Origin of the sequence: Rhodobacter maris (assembly GCF_900217815.1) — a bacterium.
GTDB classification, from domain to species: domain Bacteria; phylum Pseudomonadota; class Alphaproteobacteria; order Rhodobacterales; family Rhodobacteraceae; genus Rhodobacter; species Rhodobacter maris.
In genome coordinates, this window is record NZ_OBMT01000006.1 from 13,321 (window position 1) to 30,228 (window position 16,908).

Consider the following 16,908-nt stretch of genomic DNA (forward strand, 5'->3'; position numbering starts at 1 on the left):
ATCGCCTAGACTCCCGCCCAAGGTCGCAAAGACCACAGGGCCAAAGGCCGAACGAGCAGGATACCCGATGGACGACATCCCTACCGGGCACGCAAGCGGGGCCCCGGGGCCGGTTGCTGCGGCACTCTCCTATGTTTTCACCTTGCCGGTTGCGCCGGGTGGCACATCGCGTGCCGGGCGCTCCGGGCTGACAGCGGGGGCCGAAGTGGCGACGCTCGACGGGCTGCTGCCGGTCGAATATCTGGGCCCCGGCGACCGGATCGTGACCCGGGCGGGGGCTCGGGTCTTGCGCGCGGTGACGACGCTGCCGCTCATCACCGATCTGGTGCGGGTGGCGCCGGGCACGCTTGGTCAAGGGCGGCCGGGGGCGGCGCTCATCCTCGGGGCGGGGACGGAGGTTCTGTTGCGCGGCTGGCGCGCCGAGGCGCTTTTTGGCAAGGCGCAGGAATGTGTTGCGGTGGCGCGGCTTGTCGACGGGCAGTTCATCACCCGCCTTACCGGCGCGCGCATGCGCCTTTACGGGCTGCATTTCGATGCGCCCGAGATCATCTATGCCGAGGGGGTGGAGCTTGGCTGCCAGCCTTTGCAGATCCGGCGCGGCGCCGCCTGAGCGCTAGAGGCCGATGTCCCGAAACAGCGCCGGCAGCGCGTCGGGCAGGTCTTCGGCAATCAGCCCGGGGCCAAACTGGCGTGCCGCGGCGGCATGCAGCCAGGTGCCGGAGCAGGCCGCCTCGAACGGGCTATGCCCGCGGGCCATCAACCCGACGATCAGTCCGGCGAGCACATCGCCCGAGCCTGCGGTGGCCAGCCAGGGCGCGGCCATCTCGCCGGTCGCGGAATGGACGGCAATCTCTTCGGCGGCGGAGGCGATCACGGTCTCGTGCCCCTTGAGCAGCACCGTACAGCCCGCCCGCACCGCGGCACGGCTCGTGGCCTCGATCTTTGACATCTCGCCCGCCTCCCAGGCCCTGGCAAGATCGGGAAAGAGGTGGCGGAACTCACCGGGATGCGGGGTCAGCACCACTTTGTCATGGAGCGCGTTGAAGAGTGGGCCGGGATCATGTTCGAAAGCGGTGAGCGCATCGGCGTCGAGCACCGTGGCGCGGCGCCCCCAGAGCGCGCCGGGCACCATCTCGAGCGCGCGCGGTGCGCCGAGCCCCGGCCCGAGGCAGAGCGCGTTCAGCCGCGTGTCGGCGAACATGCCGCGCAGTGTATAGGCATCGGGCAGCGCGGTCAGCATCACCGCCGTCAGATGCGCGGCGTTCTCGGCCAGGCTCACCTGCGGGCAGGCGAGTGTCACGAGGCCAGCGCCTGCGCGTAGCGCGGCCCGGGCGGCGAGCCGTGCCGCGCCGCCGCGCCCCGGACCGCCTGCAAGAACGAGCGCGTGGCCGTGGGAGAATTTGTGATCTTCGACGCCTTTGCGGAGCGCCGCGCGCATCGTCTCGGTCAGGGTGATCTGGCGGATCATCGATGCCTCCGGGGTTGCGGGCGAAGCATATCTTACAACCTTTGTCTGAAAAGGGTGAATCTGTCGCAGAATTTAGAGACCAATGGATTTCACCACGAGTTTGCCGCACAATCCGGGCCCTGCGCCACGCAGATGGCCGGGTTTGGCGGCATGAAAGGTGACGGTGAGATCGGCGGTGCAGGCAAGGCCCGCGCAGGCTGGCGCCTCGTCCATCGGCGCGTCGACGGGCTGCAGCACGGCGCCGGTATCGGCGTCAAGGCCCGAGGGAATGTCGATTGCGACCACGCGCCGGGCCAGCGCGCGGCGGCTCTGCGCCGCGAAGATCGCGCGGAGAGGCTCGGGCAGCGGGCGCGAGAGGCCGATCCCGAAGCCTGCGTCGATCAGGAGCGCATAACGAGGGGGTGCGGCTTTCCGGATGATCCGTGTCAAGGTGTGCAGAGAATGCACTTTTCCGCATGCGCGCCAGAGCCCGTATGCCTGCGCCGCATCCGGGGGAAGTCTTCGCACATCACCGATATGGAAGATATCAAGATACCAGCCGCGCGCCCGCAACAGCCGCGCGATCACATAGCCATCGCCGCCATTGTTGCCCGGCCCGCAAAGCACTGCGGCTCTGCCGGGCGCGGCAGCCAGGTCGGGCCAGGTCTCGAAGAGCGCCTCGACAGCGCCCGCGCCCGCGCGTTCCATCAGCGCGGGTCCGGAGACCCTGCCCGAGGCGATCGCTGTTTGTTCGATGGCGCGCATTTGGGCGGTTGTGACGATTTGTGGCATTTGTCGTTTTCCCAGTTCTCCATTTGCTCAAAAAAGGATCTTTGCGATTAAATTCGCATCACGACTTCGGGAATCCCCGGGCGGCACCGGCATGGGCGAGGCTAGTCGATTGCGGGGCGGACGGGAAAGTGGTGTGAGAGGTGCGGCAAGATCGAAAGGGGGAGTCGGCGCATGAAGAAGGTCGAGGCGATCATCAAGCCTTTCAAGCTCGATGAAGTGAAAGAAGCGCTTCAGGAAGCGGGGATTCAGGGGCTCAGCGTGATCGAGGTGAAGGGCTTCGGTCGGCAAAAAGGCCATACCGAGCTTTATCGCGGGGCCGAATATGTCGTCGATTTCCTGCCCAAGGTGAAGATCGAGATGGTGTTGCCCGACGAGATGGTCGACACCGCGATCGAGGCCATCGTGGGCGCCGCACGTACCGAGAAGATCGGTGACGGCAAGATCTTCGTTTCCTCCGTGGAACAGGCAATCCGCATCCGCACCGGCGAGACCGGCGAAGACGCGGTCTGAGGTTTTCCGAAATTCGGGCTTCGGCCCAAGACCCATGCTCAACGAAAGGGTAGTTGCAATGAGCGCAGTGAAAAAGGCTCTCGAACTGATGGCGGCGGAGGAAGTCGAATATGTCGACGTCCGTTTCACCGACCCGCGCGGCAAGCTTCAGCACGTGACGCTGATGGCTGACCTCGTGGATGAAGACTTCTTCGAAGAAGGCTTCATGTTCGACGGTTCCTCGATCGCCGGCTGGAAATCGATTGACCAGTCGGACATGAAACTGATCCCGGATGCGGAATCGGTCTACATCGACCCGTTCTACGCCGAAAAAACCATGTGCGTGCACTGCAACGTTGTTGAGCCCGACACCGGCGAGGCCTATTCGCGCGACCCGCGCGGCACCGCGCTGAAAGCGGAAGCCTATCTGAAGTCCTCGGGTATCGGTGACGTCGCCTACTTCGGCCCGGAAGCCGAATTCTTCATCTTTGATGACGTGCGCTACTCGGTGACCCCGGCGAAAGTGGCCTACCAGATCGACGCCGAAGCGGCGGCCTGGAACACGGATGCGGAAATCGAGATGGGCAACCTCGCCCACCGCGCCGGCCACAAGGGCGGCTACTTCCCGGTGAACCCGGTCGACGAAGCGCAAGACCTGCGCTCGGAAATGCTCTCGACCATGAAGCGCATGGGCATGAGCGTCGACAAGCATCACCACGAAGTGGCGACCTGCCAGCACGAACTCGGGCTGATCTTCGGTTCGCTCACCAAGCAAGCCGACAACATCCTGAAATACAAATACGTCATCCAGAACGTCGCGCATGCCTATGGCAAGACCGTGACCTTCATGCCGAAGCCGATGAAAGGCGACAACGGCTCGGGCATGCACGTGAACATGTCGATCTGGAAAGACGGCAAGCCGCTCTTTGCCGGTGACAAATACGCCGACCTGAGCCAAGAGGCGCTCTACTTCATCGGCGGGATCCTCAAGCATGCGAAAGCGCTCAACGCGCTGACCAACCCGGCGACCAACTCCTACAAGCGTCTGATCCCGGGCTTCGAAGCTCCGGTGCTGCGTGCCTTCTCCGCGCGCAACCGCTCGGGCTGCGTGCGTATTCCGTGGACCGAATCGCCGAAGGCGAAACGTGTGGAAGCCCGCTTCCCCGATCCGGCGGCGAACCCCTATCTGGCGTTCGCAGCGCTCCTGATGGCCGGCCTCGACGGCATCAAGAACAAGATCGATCCGGGCCCGGCTTCGGACAAAGACCTCTACGATCTGCCGCCGGAAGAACTGGCCGCGATCCCGACCGTTTGCGGTTCGCTCCGTGAAGCGCTTGAAGAGCTGGAAAAAGATCACGACTTCCTGCTCGCGGGCGACGTGTTCACCAAAGACCAGCTCGAAGGCTACATGGCCCTCAAGTGGGAAGAAGTGTACGCCTATGAGCACACCCCCCACCCGGTCGAATACCAGATGTACTATTCCTGCTGAGAGGCAGAACAGGCACGGGAAGGGCGCTCTTCGGAGCGCCCTTTTCGTTTGACCCCGCGACCATTTGGCCGCTCCAGTTGAACCGGACGCGACGTCAGGCTAGAGAAAGCCAGGTTTACCAAGGAGGCGGGCATGAGCGTGGCATGGGTGTTCCCCGGTCAAGGGGCGCAGACGATCGGGATGGGCAAGGCGCTCGCCGAGGCCTATCCGGAGGCGAGGGCCGTGTTCGAGGAAGTCGATGCGGCACTTGGCGAGAAGCTCTCGGCGTTGATCTGGGAGGGAGATATTGCCGATCTGACGCTGACGGCGAACGCCCAGCCCGCGCTGATGGCCACCTCGATGGCGGCGGTGAAAGCGCTCGAGGCGGAGGGTTTCGGCATCGGCGGGGCGGATTATGTGGCAGGCCACAGCCTCGGCGAATATTCCGCGCTTTGTGCGGCGGGGGCGTTGAGCCTTTCGGATACGGCACTGCTATTGCGCATCCGCGGCGCGGCGATGCAATCGGCGGTGCCGGTGGGGATCGGCGCGATGGCGGCACTCCTCGGGCTCGATTTCGCCACCGCTGCCGAGGTGGCGGCCGAGGCCGCGCAGGGCGAGGTGTGTCAGGCGGCGAATGACAACGACCCGGGCCAGGTGGTTGTGTCCGGCCACAAGGCCGCGGTCGAACGCGCGGTCGAGATCGCCAAGGGACGGGGTGCGAAACGCGCGGTGATGCTGCCCGTCTCGGCACCCTTCCATTGCGCGCTGATGCGGCCGGCTGCCGAAGCGATGGCGGCGGCGCTCGCCGATGTGGCGATCTCGGCGCCGGTGGTGCCGGTGGTGGCGAATGTGCGCGCCGAGGCGGTCTCCAGCCCCGATCTGATCCGCGCGCTTCTCGTGGAGCAGGTGACGGGCTCGGTGCGCTGGCGCGAGTCGGTCTTGTGGATGGCGGCGCAGGGCGTGACCGAGATCTGGGAAGTTGGCGCGGGCAAAGCGCTCTCGGGCATGGTGAAGCGGATCGCGAAGGAGACGGCGCTGAAGGCCGTGGGCGCGCCCGAGGATATTGCGGCGCTCAAGGGCTGAGCAGGCCGGGGGCGCTGCCCCCCGGACCCCGGAAGCATATGTGGCACAATGAAAAGCCACCACAGGAAGGGTTTTCAGATGTTTGATCTGACTGGGAAAACGGCGCTGGTGACGGGCGCTTCGGGCGGCATTGGCGGCGAGATCGCCAAGGCGCTGCATGGCGCGGGTGCGAAGGTTGCGCTCTCTGGAACGCGGGTGGAACCGCTCGAGGCGCTGGCGGCCGAACTGGGCGCGGGCGCGTTTGTCTGCCCGGCGAACCTTTCGGACCCCGACTCGGTCGAGGCGCTGCCCAAGGCGGCCGCGGCGGCGATGGGATCGCTTGACATCCTTGTCAACAATGCCGGTATCACCCGCGACAACCTCTTCATGCGGATGTCGGATGACGAGTGGCAATCGGTGATCGACGTCAATCTCACCTCGTCATTCCGGCTGATGCGCGGCGTTTTGCGCGGCATGATGAAGGCACGCTGGGGCCGGATCGTCACCATCACCTCGGTTGTGGGCCAGACCGGCAATCCGGGGCAGGGCAACTATGCCGCCGCCAAGGCGGGGCTCGTGGGGATGTCGAAATCGCTCGCCTATGAGGTGGCGAGCCGCGGCATCACGGTGAACTGCGTGGCGCCGGGCTTCATCGCCACGGCGATGACCGACAAGCTCAATGACGAGCAGAAGGGCAAGATCCTCGGCCAGATCCCGGCCGGGCGAATGGGCCTGCCCGAAGAGATCGCGGCGGCCGTTCTTTACCTCGCCTCGCCCGAGGCGGGCTATGTCACCGGCGCGACGCTCAGCGTCAATGGCGGCATGGCGATGATCTGAAGCTGGTGTGACGGATTGCCCCTGCCGCGGGGCAATCCGGGCGAGCAAAACGGCTTGCCTTGTGGCGGGAACGTGGTAAGAGCGGCGAGGACGGGACGGGGGGCTCCCCCGGCTCGCGGCAGCCCTGAGTGACAGGGCAATCAAGCCGCTCGCACGAGCACTGAAGGGCTGGGCCAACGTGCCCCCGAACTGAGGAAGAAACATGAGCGACATCGCGGATCGCGTGAAAAAGATCGTCGTGGAGCATCTGGGCGTGGAAGAGGAAAAGGTCACCGAGACCGCCTCCTTCATCGACGATCTGGGCGCGGACAGCCTTGACACCGTGGAACTGGTGATGGCTTTCGAAGAAGAATTCGGCATCGAGATCCCGGATGATGCGGCCGAAACCATCCAGACTTTCGGCGATGCGGTGAAGTTCATCACCGAAGCCGCCTGAGCGGAAAAATAAAGAATTCATGGAACGGCGCCCCCTCGGGCGCCGTTTTCCTTTGCACAAACGGCCTGCGGGCCGAGACGAAACTGCAAAGGAGATGACGATGACCGTCAATGTTCAAAGCCTCAGAAACATGTCGAAACCGGCGGCGCTTTCGGTGGATCTGCAGGGGCTCGAACCCAATGCGCGCAAGGTCTCGATCGAGGTGCTCAATGCCTGTCTGGCGGATGAGATCGCGCTCGCTCTGGCGCTGAAACAGGCGCATTGGAGCGTCAGGGGGGCGAATTTCATTGCCGTGCACGAGCTCCTTGATCAGGTTCACGGGCGTGTGCAGGCGCAGATCGACACCCTCGCGGAGCGGGTGCAGATCCTCGACGGGGTGGCGCTCGGCACGCTTGAGGCGGTGACGAAATTCTCCGAGCTGCAACCCTATCCGCTCGATCTGACCAAGGCGGAGGCGCATATTTCGGAGCTTTCCGAGCGCATGCGCCAGCTCGGCGCGAAGCTGCGCCGCGGCATCGAGGCGACCGAGAAGGCGGGCGATGCCGACACCGCCGACGTGCTCACCGCCGCCTCGCGGCAGATGGACAAGGACCTTTGGTTCCTGCACGCTCACCTCGATTGATCGGGGAGAGCTTGGCTCAGGCGGCGCCCTTTGGGGCGCCGTTTTCGTATGGAGGGGGATGATGCGGGTCTTTGTGGGGGTGATGCTCGCCGAGGCGCTTTGGGAGGGGGTGGCGGAGCTGCAGGCGCAGCTTGGCTGTGGCCGCCCGGTGGACGAGGAGAACCTGCATCTGACGCTTGCGTTTCTGGGCGATCTGGAGCGGCCTGCACTGGAGGCCGTGCATGAGGCGCTGGAGGTGCTGCGTTTTGTGCCGTTTGAGATCGCACTGGCGGGGCTCGATACGTATGGCGCGCCGGATCGGGTTGAAACGCTCGTGCTGAACGCGCGGCCAAACCCGGCGCTGGAAGCGCTGCAGGCGAAAGTTGCGCAAGCCGTGCGGCGCGCGGGGGTGGTGCTTGAGCGGCGCCGGTTCCGCCCGCATGTGACGATTGCACGGTTTGGCAAGAGCTTCGGCCCCGGCGCGGCGGCGAAGCTGGGCGCCTTGATGCAGGCGCGCGGCGATGTGGTGTTGCCGGGTTGGCGGGTGGAGCGTTTCGCGCTCCTGGCCTCGCATCTGAGCCGGGAGGGCGCGCGTTACGAGGTGCTGGCGGACTATCCCGAACCTTGAAAAGGCAGGGCGAAAGCCCGCCTGCGGCGGTGCATGGCGTTGCGCGGGGGGAAGGGCGCGTGTAGAAGGCCGGGGACGAAACTTATCAAAGGGGTCCGCGCATGCGTCGGGTTGTCGTTACGGGTCTGGGGATGGTCACGCCGCTGGCTTGCGGAGTGGAGGAAACCTGGTCGCGGCTTCTGGCCGGGCAGTCGGGGGCGGGGCCGATCACCCGCTTTGACGCCTCTGCCGTGACGACGAAATATGCCTGCGAAGTGCCGCGGGGCGACGGCTCTGACGGCACCTTCAACCCCGATCACTGGATGGAGCCGAAGGAGCAGCGCAAGGTTGACGAGTTCATCCTTTATGCGATGGCGGCGGCGACGCAGGCGGTGAAGGACTCGGGCTGGGAGCCGGAAGACCTTGAGGCCCGCGAGCGCACCGGCGTGATGATCGGCTCAGGCATCGGCGGGCTGCAGACGATTGCGGAAAACGCGATCCTGATCAAGGAGAAGGGGCCGCGGCGCGTGTCGCCCTTCTTTATTCCGGCCTCGCTGATCAACCTCGCCTCGGGGCAGGTTTCGATCCGCTTTGGCTTCAAGGGGCCGAACCATTCGGTGGTGACGGCCTGTGCCACGGGGGCGCATGCGATTGGCGATGCGGCGCGGCTGATCATGCTCGGCGATGCCGATGTGATGGTGGCGGGCGGCGCGGAAAGCCCGATTTCGGAAATCGGGATCGCCGGGTTCAACGCCTGCAAGGCGCTGTCGACGAAGCGCGCAGATGACCCGCAAAGCGCCTCGCGGCCTTGGGACGAGGACCGGGACGGTTTTGTCATGGGCGAGGGCGCGGGCGTGGTCGTGCTGGAAGAATACGAGCACGCCAAGGCGCGTGGTGCGAAGATCTATGCCGAGGTGCTGGGCTATGGGCTCTCGGGCGATGCCTATCACATCACCGCGCCCGCGGAAGATGGCGATGGCGGGCTGCGGGCGATGAAGGCGGCGATTGCGCGCGCGGGCATCACTCCGGCGGATATTGATTATATCAACGCGCATGGCACCTCGACCATGGCCGATACGATTGAACTCAAGGCGGTGGAGCGGCTTTTGGGCGATGCGGCGGCGCAAACCACGATGTCTTCGACAAAATCGGCGATCGGGCACTTGCTTGGGGCGGCCGGTGCGGTGGAGGCGATCTTCTGCATCCTCGCGATCCGGGATCAGGTGGCCCCGCCGACGCTGAACCTTGACGCCCCCGCCGGCGCGCCGGTGATCGACCTTGCGCCGAAGGAAGCCCGCAAGCGCAAGATTGACGTTGCGATGTCGAACAGCTTCGGCTTTGGCGGCACCAATGCCTCGGTGATCCTTGGCAAGGTGCGCGACTGATGCTGCTGTGGCGCAATGTGGTCTCCAATTTCCTGACGCTGGCAATCGCCCTTCTGGTGGTGCTCGGCGGGGTGGTGACCTGGGCGAAACAGCAATATGAAGAACCCGGGCCGCTCGCGCAGGGGATCTGCCTGCAGGTTGAATCGGGCGCGAAGTTTCGCGACATTTCGGAAGAGCTGCGCGCGAAGGGGGCGATTTCCTCGGCCTATATCTTTCGTGCGGGCGCCGATTATGCGGGCAAGGCCGACAAGCTGAAGGTCGGCTCCTATCTGATCAAACCCTATGCCCCCATGGAGGGGATTGTCGAGCAGCTCACCATTGGCGGGCCCTCGACTTGCGGCACCGAGCTGAACTATCGCATCGGCGTGAACGGTCAGCAGATGATCTTGCGCGAGATCGACCCGGCGACGGGGCAATATGTCGAGGCCGCAAAGTTCGACCCGAAGGCCGAGACCGCGCCCGAGGGTTTTGCCGCGGACGTGGCGAAGGCGGACACCCGGCTGCGTGTGACGCTTGCCGAGGGCGCGACGAGCTGGCAGGTGGTCGAGGCGCTGAAATCGGCTGATTTCCTCACTGGCGAGGTGAAGGAGATCCCGGCCGAGGGCACGCTCTCGCCCGACAGCTACGAGATCAAGCGCGGTGCGAAGCGCGAGGATCTGCTGGCGGATATGGCGGCGCGGCAGGCGATTGCGCTGGCGACCGCCTGGGAGAACCGCGCCGAGGGGCTGCCTTACAAGACCCCTGAGGAGGCGCTGGTGATGGCCTCGATCGTCGAGAAGGAGACCGGCGTGGCGGCAGAACGCCCGGCGGTGGCGAGCGTGTTCCTCAACCGGATTGCGCGCGGTATGAAGCTGCAAACCGACCCGACGGTGATTTATGGCGTGACCAAGGGGCAGGGGGCGCTGGGCCGGGGCCTGCGCCAATCCGAGCTGCGCAAGGCGACGCCCTACAACACCTATGTGATCGACGGGCTGCCGCCGACGCCGATTTGCAACCCCGGCACGGCCGCGATCGAAGCGGCGCTGCACCCGGAAGCGACCGACTATCTCTATTTCGTCGCCGATGGCACGGGCGGGCATGTGTTTGCCGAAACGCTCGAGGCACATAACGCCAATGTGGCACGCTGGCGCGCGATCGAATCCCAAAGCTCAGGCAACTGATCGCACAGGAAAATTCTCCAAAACCCCGGCAGCGTCTGGGGTTTTTGTGACCCTGTGCGCGCAACCCTGGATTTAGCGCTTGACATTGCGCACGCTCTTTGGTAGAAAAGCTATATGCTAGGAGAGGTGGGCAAGCGCCGCGGGTTACCCGTGTGCGCTTTTTTCATTTCGTGCGTCGTCTTGGCGCGCGTGCGGATGGCATGACGGGCGGATCAGCGAACATATGAAAACCGGAGAAACGGGTGGACTGGATCCTCCGGCCGATGTGCTGGCGGAAACGGAGGCGCTTTATCGTGAGATCGCGGCCGAGCTGGCGGCGGCGATGGCGGGGCTGCGCGCAAGGGCCGGCTCGGCCAAGGCGGAGACTACAGATGTGAAGACCGCGGCGCAGGCGGTCAAGGATCTGCGGGTCGCTTTCCAGATGGTGATGGAGGAACGGGGACGTGTCGAAAAACTCCGCAAGCAGGTTGCCGGGGCCGTCGAAGGCCATGCCCTCGACCTCGACGCGGCCCGCGCTGAGATCGGGCGCCGCCTGGCTCGCCTGCGCGACGCCCGATGAGGTGGATACGTTTTTGAGCGGGCTCAGCGAGGGGGCGCTGCTCGCGCTGCCCTGGCTGTTCGAGTTTTGGGCGCTGCCGCATCAACTGCCGCCGCTTGGGGATTGGAAAAGCTGGGTGATCCTGGGCGGGCGCGGGGCGGGCAAGACCCGCGCGGGCGCGGAATGGGTGCGGGCTGTGGTGGAGGGCGCCACGCCCGAGGCGCCGGGGCAGGCGCGCCGCATCGCGCTTTTGGGGGAGACCTATGATCAGGTGCGCGAGGTGATGGTGTTTGGCGAGAGCGGCATCCTCGCCTCGTCGCCCCCCGATCGCCGCCCGGTCTGGGAGGCGACCCGACGCTGTCTGGTCTGGCCGAACGGGGCGACGGCGCAGGCCTTTTCAGCACAGGAGCCGGAGGCTTTGCGGGGGCCGCAATTCGATGCCGCCTGGGCAGATGAGCTGGCCAAGTGGAGGCGCGCCGAGGAGGCCTGGGACATGCTGCAATTCGCGCTTCGCTTGGGCGATCATCCGCAGCAGGTGATCACCACGACGCCGCGCAATGTGGGCGCGCTGAAAGCGATTTTGAACAATCCTTCGACAGTCGTCACCCATGCGCCGACCGAGGCAAACCGGGCCTATCTCGCGCAGAGCTTTTTGGAGGAGGTCACGGCGCGCTATGGCGGCACGCGGCTTGGGCGGCAGGAGCTGGAGGGGGTGCTGCTCGAGGATGTCGAGGGCGCGCTCTGGACCACGGCGGCGCTTGAGGCCGCCCGGATCGACGTGCTGCCGCCGCTCGACCGGATCGTGGTTGCGCTCGATCCGGCGGTGACGGCGGGGGCGGGCTCGGACGCATGCGGGATTGTGGTGGCCGGAGCGGTGACGCGCGGCCCGGTGCAGGACTGGCGCGCCTATGTGCTGGAGGATGCGACGCTGCGCGGTCGGCCCACCGACTGGGCGCGGGCGGGCGTGGCGGCGATGGAGCGCTGGGGCGCGGAGCGGCTGGTGGCAGAGGTGAACCAGGGCGGCGATCTGATCGAGAGCGTGATCCGCCAGATCGACCCGCTGATCCCGTTCAGGGCGCTGCGCGCGGCGCGGGGCAAATCCTTGCGTGCCGAGCCCGTGGCGGCGCTTTACGAACAGGGAAGGGTGCGCCATCTGCGCGCCGCCCGGCTTGGCGCGCTCGAAGACCAGATGTGCCGCATGACGGTGGCGGGCTACCGCGGCCCCGGCTCGCCCGACCGGCTCGATGCGCTGGTCTGGGCGATGACGGAGCTGATGATCGCCCCGGCTGCGCAGTGGCGCCGCCCGCAGGTGCGCGGCCTCTGAGGCCTGCCGTTCATCTTGCCTGAAATATCCCACGGGGGTGCGGGGGTGTGAAACCCCCGCCGCTGCCCTTGATCCGCATGCCGCCGGGCCGGGGTTTTCCGGCCCCTTGTTTCGCCCGGTCCAGGGCTGCGAGAAGGAGACCGCAATGGCATTGAAGTTCTTTCGCAGGCCTGCCGCCGCAGCGCCCCCCGAACGCAAGGCCTCGGTCACCGGGCGGATCGTGGCGATGGCCTCGGGGGCGGGGCGGCCGGTCTGGGGCGCGCGCGACACGGCGAGCCTGACGCGGGCGGGGTTCACGGCAAACCCCGTTGGCTTTCGCGCGGTGAAGCTGATTGCCGAGGCCGGGGCGGCGGTGCCGCTGATCTGCGCCGACGAGACGCGGCGCTACGAGGCCCATCCGGTGCTCGATCTTGTTAGTCGACCCAATGCCGGGCAGGGGCGGGCGGAGCTGTTCGAGGCGCTTCTTGGCCAGATCCTGCTCTCGGGCAACGGCTATCTGGAGGCGGTATGCCCTGACCCCGGGCTGCCGCGCGAGATCCATGTGCTGCGCTCGGACCGGATGAGTGTCGTGCCCGGGGCGGATGGCTGGCCGGTGGCCTATGATTACGCCGTGGCGGGGCGCAGGCATCGCTTCGACATGACCGGCCACCCCGATCCGATCTGCCATATCAAGAGCTTCCATCCGAGCGACGACCATTACGGGCTCAGCCCGATGCAGGCGGCCGCGGTGGCGGTCGATGTGCATAATGCGGCGAGTGGCTGGTCGAAGGCGCTTCTGGACAATGCCGCGCGTCCTTCCGGCGCGATCATCTACAAGGGGGCGGACGGGCAGGGGGCGCTGAGCCCGGAGCAATACGACCGGCTCGTGTTCGAGATGGAGACGCATCATCAGGGCGCGCGCAATGCCGGGCGGCCGATGCTGCTCGAAGGTGGGCTCGACTGGAAGCCGATGGGCTTTTCGCCCTCCGACATGGAGTTTCACGAGACGAAGGCCGCCGCGGCGCGCGAGATTGCGGTGGCGTTTGGCGTGCCGCCGATGCTTCTGGGCATTCCGGGCGATGCGACCTATGCCAATTATGCCGAGGCGAACCGGGCGTTTTACCGCCTCACCGTGCTGCCGCTTCTGACCCGCGTTTCGGCCGCGCTGGCCTGGTGGCTCTCGGGTTTTCTTGGCGTCACGGTCGTGCTGCGCCCGGATCTTGATCAGATCCCCGCGCTTTCGGGCGAGCGCGACCAGCTTTGGGCGCGGATCAGCGGCGCGAGCTTCCTTTCCGATGCCGAGAAGCGGGGGCTTCTGGGGCTGCCCGCGGCCCCGGCGGAGTGAGGATGGCGACGGGGGGCTCGCGCTATCTGAAGGAACCTTTCGAAGTGCATGAGCAGCGCTTCGAGGCGACGGAGCGGATCATGGAGCTGCAGTTCACCCAGGTGGACCGGCGGCTTGAGCGGATCGAGGCGCTGATCGAGCGGCTCGAGAAGCGGCTCTGGATGACAGTTTACGGCGTGGTCGCGGTGATCCTGACGCAGGCGGTTCAGGGCATCGTGGAATATGTGCCGAAATGAGGGGAGAGCATGGATCACGACGAGAGGCTGGAAGTGAAATTCTGTGCCGGGCAGGCGCCGGTGCAGGTCGCCGACGGGCTGAGGCTTGAGGGCTATGCGAGCCTTTTCGGCCAGCCCGATCAGGGCGGCGATTGCGTGCAGCCGGGCGCCTTTGCCCGTGCGCTCGCGCGGCTGAAGGCGCGGGGCGGCTCGGTCAAGATGCTCTGGCAGCATGATCCGGCCGAGCCGATCGGGGTCTGGGAGGAGATCGTCGAGGATGCGCGGGGGCTTTACGTCAAAGGCCGGCTCCTGCCCGAGGTGGCGCGGGCGCGCGAGGCGGCGGCGCTGATCGGTGCGGGAGCGATTGACGGGCTCTCGATCGGCTATCGCACGATTGCGGCGGAGCGCGACGGCAAGGGGCAGCGGCTGCTTTCGGAGCTCGAGCTTTGGGAGGTCTCGCTCGTGACCTTCCCGATGCTGCGCGAGGCGCGGGTGGCGGCGAAGAGCGGGGGCCCGGAGGCGGAGGCCTGGCGCGCGCTCGCCGCGGTGCTGCGCAATGCCAGTGCAGAGATGGCGGCGCGCGTCGCGCCCGCCTGAGATCAAGAGGACAAGCATGAGCACCGACCAGAAGGCCCGTTCCGGGCCGCTCGAAAGCGATGACCCGGTGGCCGAGGCGCAAGCGGCGCTTTCCGGGTTCCTGAAGGAAGTCAAAGGCTTTCAGGACGACATGAGGATCAGGATGCAAAATCAGGAGGAGCGTTTGACGATGCTCAAGACGAGATCTTTTGCCGGGCGCCATGCGCTTGCCACCACGGCCGCCGAGGAGGCGCCCCATCAGAAGGCCTTTGCCGCCTATCTGCGCTCGGGCGATGATGACGGGCTGCGCGGGCTGGCGCTGGAGGGCAAGGCGCTCAATACCGCGGTGGCGGCCGAGGGCGGCTATCTCGTCGACCCCGAGACCTCCGAGACGATCCGCGGCGTGCTGCGCGCCACCGCCTCGATCCGCCAGATCGCCAATGTGGTGAATGTCGATGCGAGCTCGTTTGACGTGCTCGTCGATCACACCGAGATGGGGTCGGGCTGGGCGACCGAGACCGCGAGCCTGAGCGAGACGGCGACGCCGCAGATCGACCGGATCTCGATTCCGCTCCATGAGCTTTCGGCGCTGCCCAAGGCGAGCCAGCGGTTGCTGGATGATACCGCCTTCGACATTGAAAGCTGGCTCGCGCATCGGATCGCCGACAAGTTCGCGCGCGCCGAGGCGACGGCCTTTGTCTCGGGGGACGGGGTGGACAAGCCCACGGGCTTTCTGACCCATCCCAAAGTGGCCAATGGGAGCTGGGCCTGGGGCGCGCTTGGCTATGTGGCGACCGGGGCGGATGGCGATTTTGCAGCGCTCAATGCGGCGGATGCGGTGGTGGACCTCGTCTATGCGCTCGGCGCCGAATATCGCGCCAATGCGAGTTTCGTGATGAACTCCAAAACCGCGGGCGCGGTGCGCAAGATGAAGGATGCCGATGGCCGGTTTCTGTGGTCGGACGGTCTTGCGGCGGGGGAGCCCGCCCGGTTGATGGGTTATCCGGTGCTGATCGCCGAGGACATGCCAGACATCGCTTCGGGCGCTTATGCGGTGGCGTTCGGCGATTTCACCAATGGCTACACGATCGCCGAGCGCCCCGACCTGCGGGTTCTGCGCGACCCGTTCTCGGCCAAGCCGCATGTGCTCTTTTATGCCTCCAAGCGCGTGGGCGGCGATGTGAGCGATTTCGCCGCGATCAAGCTTCTGAAATTCGCCGCCTCCTGAGGGGGGAGGGCCGGGGGCGCGGGCCTCCGGCCCGGCGCAAGGGGGCGACAGGGAGGGTCTGAGGATGCTTAAGGAGTTGACGGCGGTGCCCGATGCGGTGCTGCCGCTGGCCGAATTTCGCGATCATCTGCGGCTGGGCACCGGGTTTTCCGACACCGGGGCCGAGGATGCGGCGCTGCTGGCCTATTTGCGCGCGGCCTTGGCGGCGATCGAGGGGCGCACGGCGAAAGCGTTGATTGCGCGCGATTTCACGCTGGTGCTGACGGCGTGGCGTTGGGGCGATCTGCAGACCCTGCCGATTGCGCCAGTGCGCGCGGTGGCCGCGCTGCGGGTGATCGACCGTGCAGGCGGCGAGAGCCTGGCCGATGCCGCCGCCTGGCGGCTCATCGAGGATCTCGCGCGCCCGCGGATCGAGGCGCGGGGGGCGGCTTTGCCCGCCATTCCTGCCGGCGGGCGGGTCGAGATCGACTTCACCGCGGGGTTCGGGCCGGTCTGGGCGGATCTGCCGGTGGACCTTGCGCAGGCGGTGTTTTTGCTCGCCGCGCAATATTACGAGTTCCGCCACGATGGCGCGGGCGAGGGCGCGGCGCTGCCTTTTGGCGTGAGCGCGCTCATCGAGCGTTGGCGCACCGTGCGCGTGCTCGGGGGGCGGGGATGAGGGCGCCGCGGCGCAATCGCCCGCTGGTGCTGGAAGAGGCCAGGCGGGTGAGCGACGGCGCGGGGGGATTTGCGCTCGACTGGCAGCCGCTTGGCACGCTCTGGGCCGAGGTGAGTGCGGGCACGGGGAGCGAACGGGCGGGGGAATTTGTTACGCTCGCCTCGGTGCCCTGGCGGATCGTCGTGCGCGCCGCCCCCGTGGGCAGCCCGCGACGGCCGCGCCCGGAACAGCGCTTTCGCGAGGGGGCGCGGATCTTTCGCATCCTCGCCGTCGCCGAGGCGGATGCGGAGGGGCATTACCTGACCTGTTTTGCCCGCGAGGAGGTGGCGGCATGAGCTATCGCGTGGCGGCCGCGCTGCAGGGCGCGCTTTATCAGGTGCTTTTGGCCGATGCGGCGCTGGGCGCGCTGGTCGGTACGGCGATCTATGATGCGATCCCGCCCGGCACGGTGACGGGCACTTATGTGAGCCTTGGCCCCGAGGATGTGACCGACGCTTCTGACCAGACCGGGGCGGGGGCGGTGCATGATGTAGTGATTTCGGTGATCACCGACGAGGCGGGCTTTGCCGTTGCCAAGGCGGTGGCGGCGGCGATCTCGGATGCGCTTGAGGGCGCCGATCCGGTTCTGGCGCGCGGGCATCTGGTGGGGCTGTGGTTTTTGCGCGCCCGCGCGCGGCGGGTGGAAAAGGCCGATATTCGGCGCATCGACCTGACCTTCCGGGCCCGGGTCGAGGACTGAGCCCCGCCGCACAAGGTGCTGG

At 66.5% G+C, this 16,908-nt stretch carries 21 protein-coding genes; 19 read left to right on the forward strand and 2 right to left on the reverse strand.

The genetic code is table 11. The annotated features are described in order from the left end of the window. Window positions 1-67 precede the first annotated feature (67 nt). Window positions 68-610 carry a Hint domain-containing protein gene (locus CRO22_RS09885; protein WP_097069988.1) on the forward strand — a complete coding sequence of 181 codons (543 nt, stop codon included), beginning with the start codon at window positions 68-70 and terminating at the stop codon, window positions 608-610. A gap of 3 nt (window positions 611-613) precedes the next feature. Here CRO22_RS09885 and CRO22_RS19390 read toward each other — a convergent pair whose 3' ends face one another. Together CRO22_RS19390 and CRO22_RS19395 are read right to left on the reverse strand one after the other, a co-directional pair. Further along, complete coding sequence (locus tag CRO22_RS19390; RefSeq protein ID WP_342745172.1) at window positions 614-1,468, reverse strand: NAD(P)H-hydrate dehydratase; 855 nt, start codon at window positions 1,466-1,468, stop codon at window positions 614-616. A 72-nt stretch (window positions 1,469-1,540) separates the two neighbouring features. Beyond that, on the reverse strand, window positions 1,541-2,239 hold the full coding sequence (locus tag CRO22_RS19395; protein ID WP_342745173.1) for an NAD(P)H-hydrate epimerase: 699 nt from the start codon (window positions 2,237-2,239) through the stop codon (window positions 1,541-1,543). 171 nt (window positions 2,240-2,410) lie between these two features. Here CRO22_RS19395 and CRO22_RS09895 point away from each other — a divergent pair, with 171 nt between their 5' ends. The 18 genes from CRO22_RS09895 (at window position 2,411) to CRO22_RS09980 (ending at window position 16,886) form a co-directional block, all read left to right on the forward strand. Continuing rightward, complete coding sequence (locus tag CRO22_RS09895; protein WP_097069989.1) at window positions 2,411-2,749, forward strand: P-II family nitrogen regulator; 339 nt, start codon at window positions 2,411-2,413, stop codon at window positions 2,747-2,749. A 58-nt stretch (window positions 2,750-2,807) separates the two neighbouring features. Then, window positions 2,808-4,217, forward strand: coding sequence for a type I glutamate--ammonia ligase (gene glnA / locus CRO22_RS09900; protein ID WP_097069990.1), 1,410 nt, complete (start codon window positions 2,808-2,810; stop codon window positions 4,215-4,217). A gap of 132 nt (window positions 4,218-4,349) precedes the next feature. Continuing rightward, complete coding sequence (fabD, locus tag CRO22_RS09905) at window positions 4,350-5,279, forward strand: ACP S-malonyltransferase (protein WP_097069991.1); 930 nt, start codon at window positions 4,350-4,352, stop codon at window positions 5,277-5,279. A gap of 78 nt (window positions 5,280-5,357) precedes the next feature. Next, on the forward strand, window positions 5,358-6,095 hold the full coding sequence (fabG, locus tag CRO22_RS09910; RefSeq protein WP_097069992.1) for a 3-oxoacyl-[acyl-carrier-protein] reductase: 738 nt from the start codon (window positions 5,358-5,360) through the stop codon (window positions 6,093-6,095). Window positions 6,096-6,297: 202 nt separating this feature from the next. Next, window positions 6,298-6,531 (forward strand): acyl carrier protein, encoded by a 234-nt coding sequence (locus CRO22_RS09915; protein ID WP_097069993.1) that lies wholly within the window; start codon window positions 6,298-6,300, stop codon window positions 6,529-6,531. Window positions 6,532-6,631: 100 nt separating this feature from the next. Next, complete coding sequence (dps, locus tag CRO22_RS09920; RefSeq protein WP_245860938.1) at window positions 6,632-7,153, forward strand: DNA starvation/stationary phase protection protein Dps; 522 nt, start codon at window positions 6,632-6,634, stop codon at window positions 7,151-7,153. A gap of 61 nt (window positions 7,154-7,214) precedes the next feature. Beyond that, window positions 7,215-7,760, forward strand: a complete 546-nt coding sequence (gene thpR / locus CRO22_RS09925; RefSeq protein ID WP_176518608.1) for an RNA 2',3'-cyclic phosphodiesterase — start codon at window positions 7,215-7,217, stop codon at window positions 7,758-7,760. A 101-nt stretch (window positions 7,761-7,861) separates the two neighbouring features. Next, window positions 7,862-9,124: a beta-ketoacyl-ACP synthase II gene (fabF, locus tag CRO22_RS09930; protein WP_097069995.1), complete on the forward strand. Its 1,263-nt coding sequence runs from the start codon at window positions 7,862-7,864 to the stop codon at window positions 9,122-9,124. Window positions 9,125-9,129: 5 nt separating this feature from the next. Continuing rightward, window positions 9,130-10,284, forward strand: a complete 1,155-nt coding sequence (gene mltG / locus CRO22_RS09935) for an endolytic transglycosylase MltG (RefSeq protein WP_176518620.1) — start codon at window positions 9,130-9,132, stop codon at window positions 10,282-10,284. A gap of 223 nt (window positions 10,285-10,507) precedes the next feature. Further along, complete coding sequence (locus tag CRO22_RS09940; protein ID WP_097069996.1) at window positions 10,508-10,843, forward strand: hypothetical protein; 336 nt, start codon at window positions 10,508-10,510, stop codon at window positions 10,841-10,843. Further along, entirely contained in the window at window positions 10,773-12,146 is a 1,374-nt protein-coding gene (locus tag CRO22_RS09945) for a DNA-packaging protein (RefSeq protein ID WP_176518609.1), read from the forward strand. The genes CRO22_RS09940 and CRO22_RS09945 overlap by 71 nt, the downstream gene beginning before the upstream one ends. Before the next feature lie 145 nt (window positions 12,147-12,291). Continuing rightward, window positions 12,292-13,470 carry a phage portal protein gene (locus CRO22_RS09950; protein WP_097069997.1) on the forward strand — a complete coding sequence of 393 codons (1,179 nt, stop codon included), beginning with the start codon at window positions 12,292-12,294 and terminating at the stop codon, window positions 13,468-13,470. A gap of 2 nt (window positions 13,471-13,472) precedes the next feature. After that, window positions 13,473-13,706, forward strand: a complete 234-nt coding sequence (locus CRO22_RS09955) for a GTA head formation protein, RCAP_rcc01685 family (protein ID WP_097069998.1) — start codon at window positions 13,473-13,475, stop codon at window positions 13,704-13,706. 9 nt (window positions 13,707-13,715) lie between these two features. Beyond that, entirely contained in the window at window positions 13,716-14,282 is a 567-nt protein-coding gene (locus tag CRO22_RS09960) for an HK97 family phage prohead protease (protein WP_097069999.1), read from the forward strand. 16 nt (window positions 14,283-14,298) lie between these two features. Beyond that, window positions 14,299-15,489 carry a phage major capsid protein gene (locus CRO22_RS09965; RefSeq protein ID WP_097070000.1) on the forward strand — a complete coding sequence of 397 codons (1,191 nt, stop codon included), beginning with the start codon at window positions 14,299-14,301 and terminating at the stop codon, window positions 15,487-15,489. A gap of 64 nt (window positions 15,490-15,553) precedes the next feature. After that, complete coding sequence (locus CRO22_RS09970; RefSeq protein ID WP_097070001.1) at window positions 15,554-16,147, forward strand: head-tail connector protein; 594 nt, start codon at window positions 15,554-15,556, stop codon at window positions 16,145-16,147. Next, window positions 16,144-16,482, forward strand: coding sequence for a head-tail adaptor protein (locus CRO22_RS09975; RefSeq protein ID WP_097070002.1), 339 nt, complete (start codon window positions 16,144-16,146; stop codon window positions 16,480-16,482). Before CRO22_RS09970 ends, CRO22_RS09975 begins: the two co-directional genes overlap by 4 nt. Then, the gene (locus CRO22_RS09980) at window positions 16,479-16,886 is read left to right on the forward strand and encodes a DUF3168 domain-containing protein (protein ID WP_097070003.1); all 408 of its coding nucleotides are present in this window, start codon (window positions 16,479-16,481) and stop codon (window positions 16,884-16,886) included. The genes CRO22_RS09975 and CRO22_RS09980 overlap by 4 nt, the downstream gene beginning before the upstream one ends. Window positions 16,887-16,908 lie beyond the last annotated feature (22 nt).

Coding starts and splice junctions, on each gene's coding strand:
- CRO22_RS09885 (WP_097069988.1), top strand. CDS start 68: ATGGACGACATCCCTACCGGGCACGCAAGCGGGGCCCCGGGGCCGGTT.
- CRO22_RS19390 (WP_342745172.1), bottom strand. CDS start 1,468: ATGATCCGCCAGATCACCCTGACCGAGACGATGCGCGCGGCGCTCCGC.
- CRO22_RS19395 (WP_342745173.1), bottom strand. CDS start 2,239: ATGCCACAAATCGTCACAACCGCCCAAATGCGCGCCATCGAACAAACA.
- CRO22_RS09895 (WP_097069989.1), top strand. CDS start 2,411: ATGAAGAAGGTCGAGGCGATCATCAAGCCTTTCAAGCTCGATGAAGTG.
- glnA (WP_097069990.1), top strand. CDS start 2,808: ATGAGCGCAGTGAAAAAGGCTCTCGAACTGATGGCGGCGGAGGAAGTC.
- fabD (WP_097069991.1), top strand. CDS start 4,350: ATGAGCGTGGCATGGGTGTTCCCCGGTCAAGGGGCGCAGACGATCGGG.
- fabG (WP_097069992.1), top strand. CDS start 5,358: ATGTTTGATCTGACTGGGAAAACGGCGCTGGTGACGGGCGCTTCGGGC.
- CRO22_RS09915 (WP_097069993.1), top strand. CDS start 6,298: ATGAGCGACATCGCGGATCGCGTGAAAAAGATCGTCGTGGAGCATCTG.
- dps (WP_245860938.1), top strand. CDS start 6,632: ATGACCGTCAATGTTCAAAGCCTCAGAAACATGTCGAAACCGGCGGCG.
- thpR (WP_176518608.1), top strand. CDS start 7,215: ATGCGGGTCTTTGTGGGGGTGATGCTCGCCGAGGCGCTTTGGGAGGGG.
- fabF (WP_097069995.1), top strand. CDS start 7,862: ATGCGTCGGGTTGTCGTTACGGGTCTGGGGATGGTCACGCCGCTGGCT.
- CRO22_RS09940 (WP_097069996.1), top strand. CDS start 10,508: ATGAAAACCGGAGAAACGGGTGGACTGGATCCTCCGGCCGATGTGCTG.
- CRO22_RS09945 (WP_176518609.1), top strand. CDS start 10,773: ATGCCCTCGACCTCGACGCGGCCCGCGCTGAGATCGGGCGCCGCCTGG.
- CRO22_RS09950 (WP_097069997.1), top strand. CDS start 12,292: ATGGCATTGAAGTTCTTTCGCAGGCCTGCCGCCGCAGCGCCCCCCGAA.
- CRO22_RS09955 (WP_097069998.1), top strand. CDS start 13,473: ATGGCGACGGGGGGCTCGCGCTATCTGAAGGAACCTTTCGAAGTGCAT.
- CRO22_RS09960 (WP_097069999.1), top strand. CDS start 13,716: ATGGATCACGACGAGAGGCTGGAAGTGAAATTCTGTGCCGGGCAGGCG.
- CRO22_RS09965 (WP_097070000.1), top strand. CDS start 14,299: ATGAGCACCGACCAGAAGGCCCGTTCCGGGCCGCTCGAAAGCGATGAC.
- CRO22_RS09970 (WP_097070001.1), top strand. CDS start 15,554: ATGCTTAAGGAGTTGACGGCGGTGCCCGATGCGGTGCTGCCGCTGGCC.
- CRO22_RS09975 (WP_097070002.1), top strand. CDS start 16,144: ATGAGGGCGCCGCGGCGCAATCGCCCGCTGGTGCTGGAAGAGGCCAGG.
- CRO22_RS09980 (WP_097070003.1), top strand. CDS start 16,479: ATGAGCTATCGCGTGGCGGCCGCGCTGCAGGGCGCGCTTTATCAGGTG.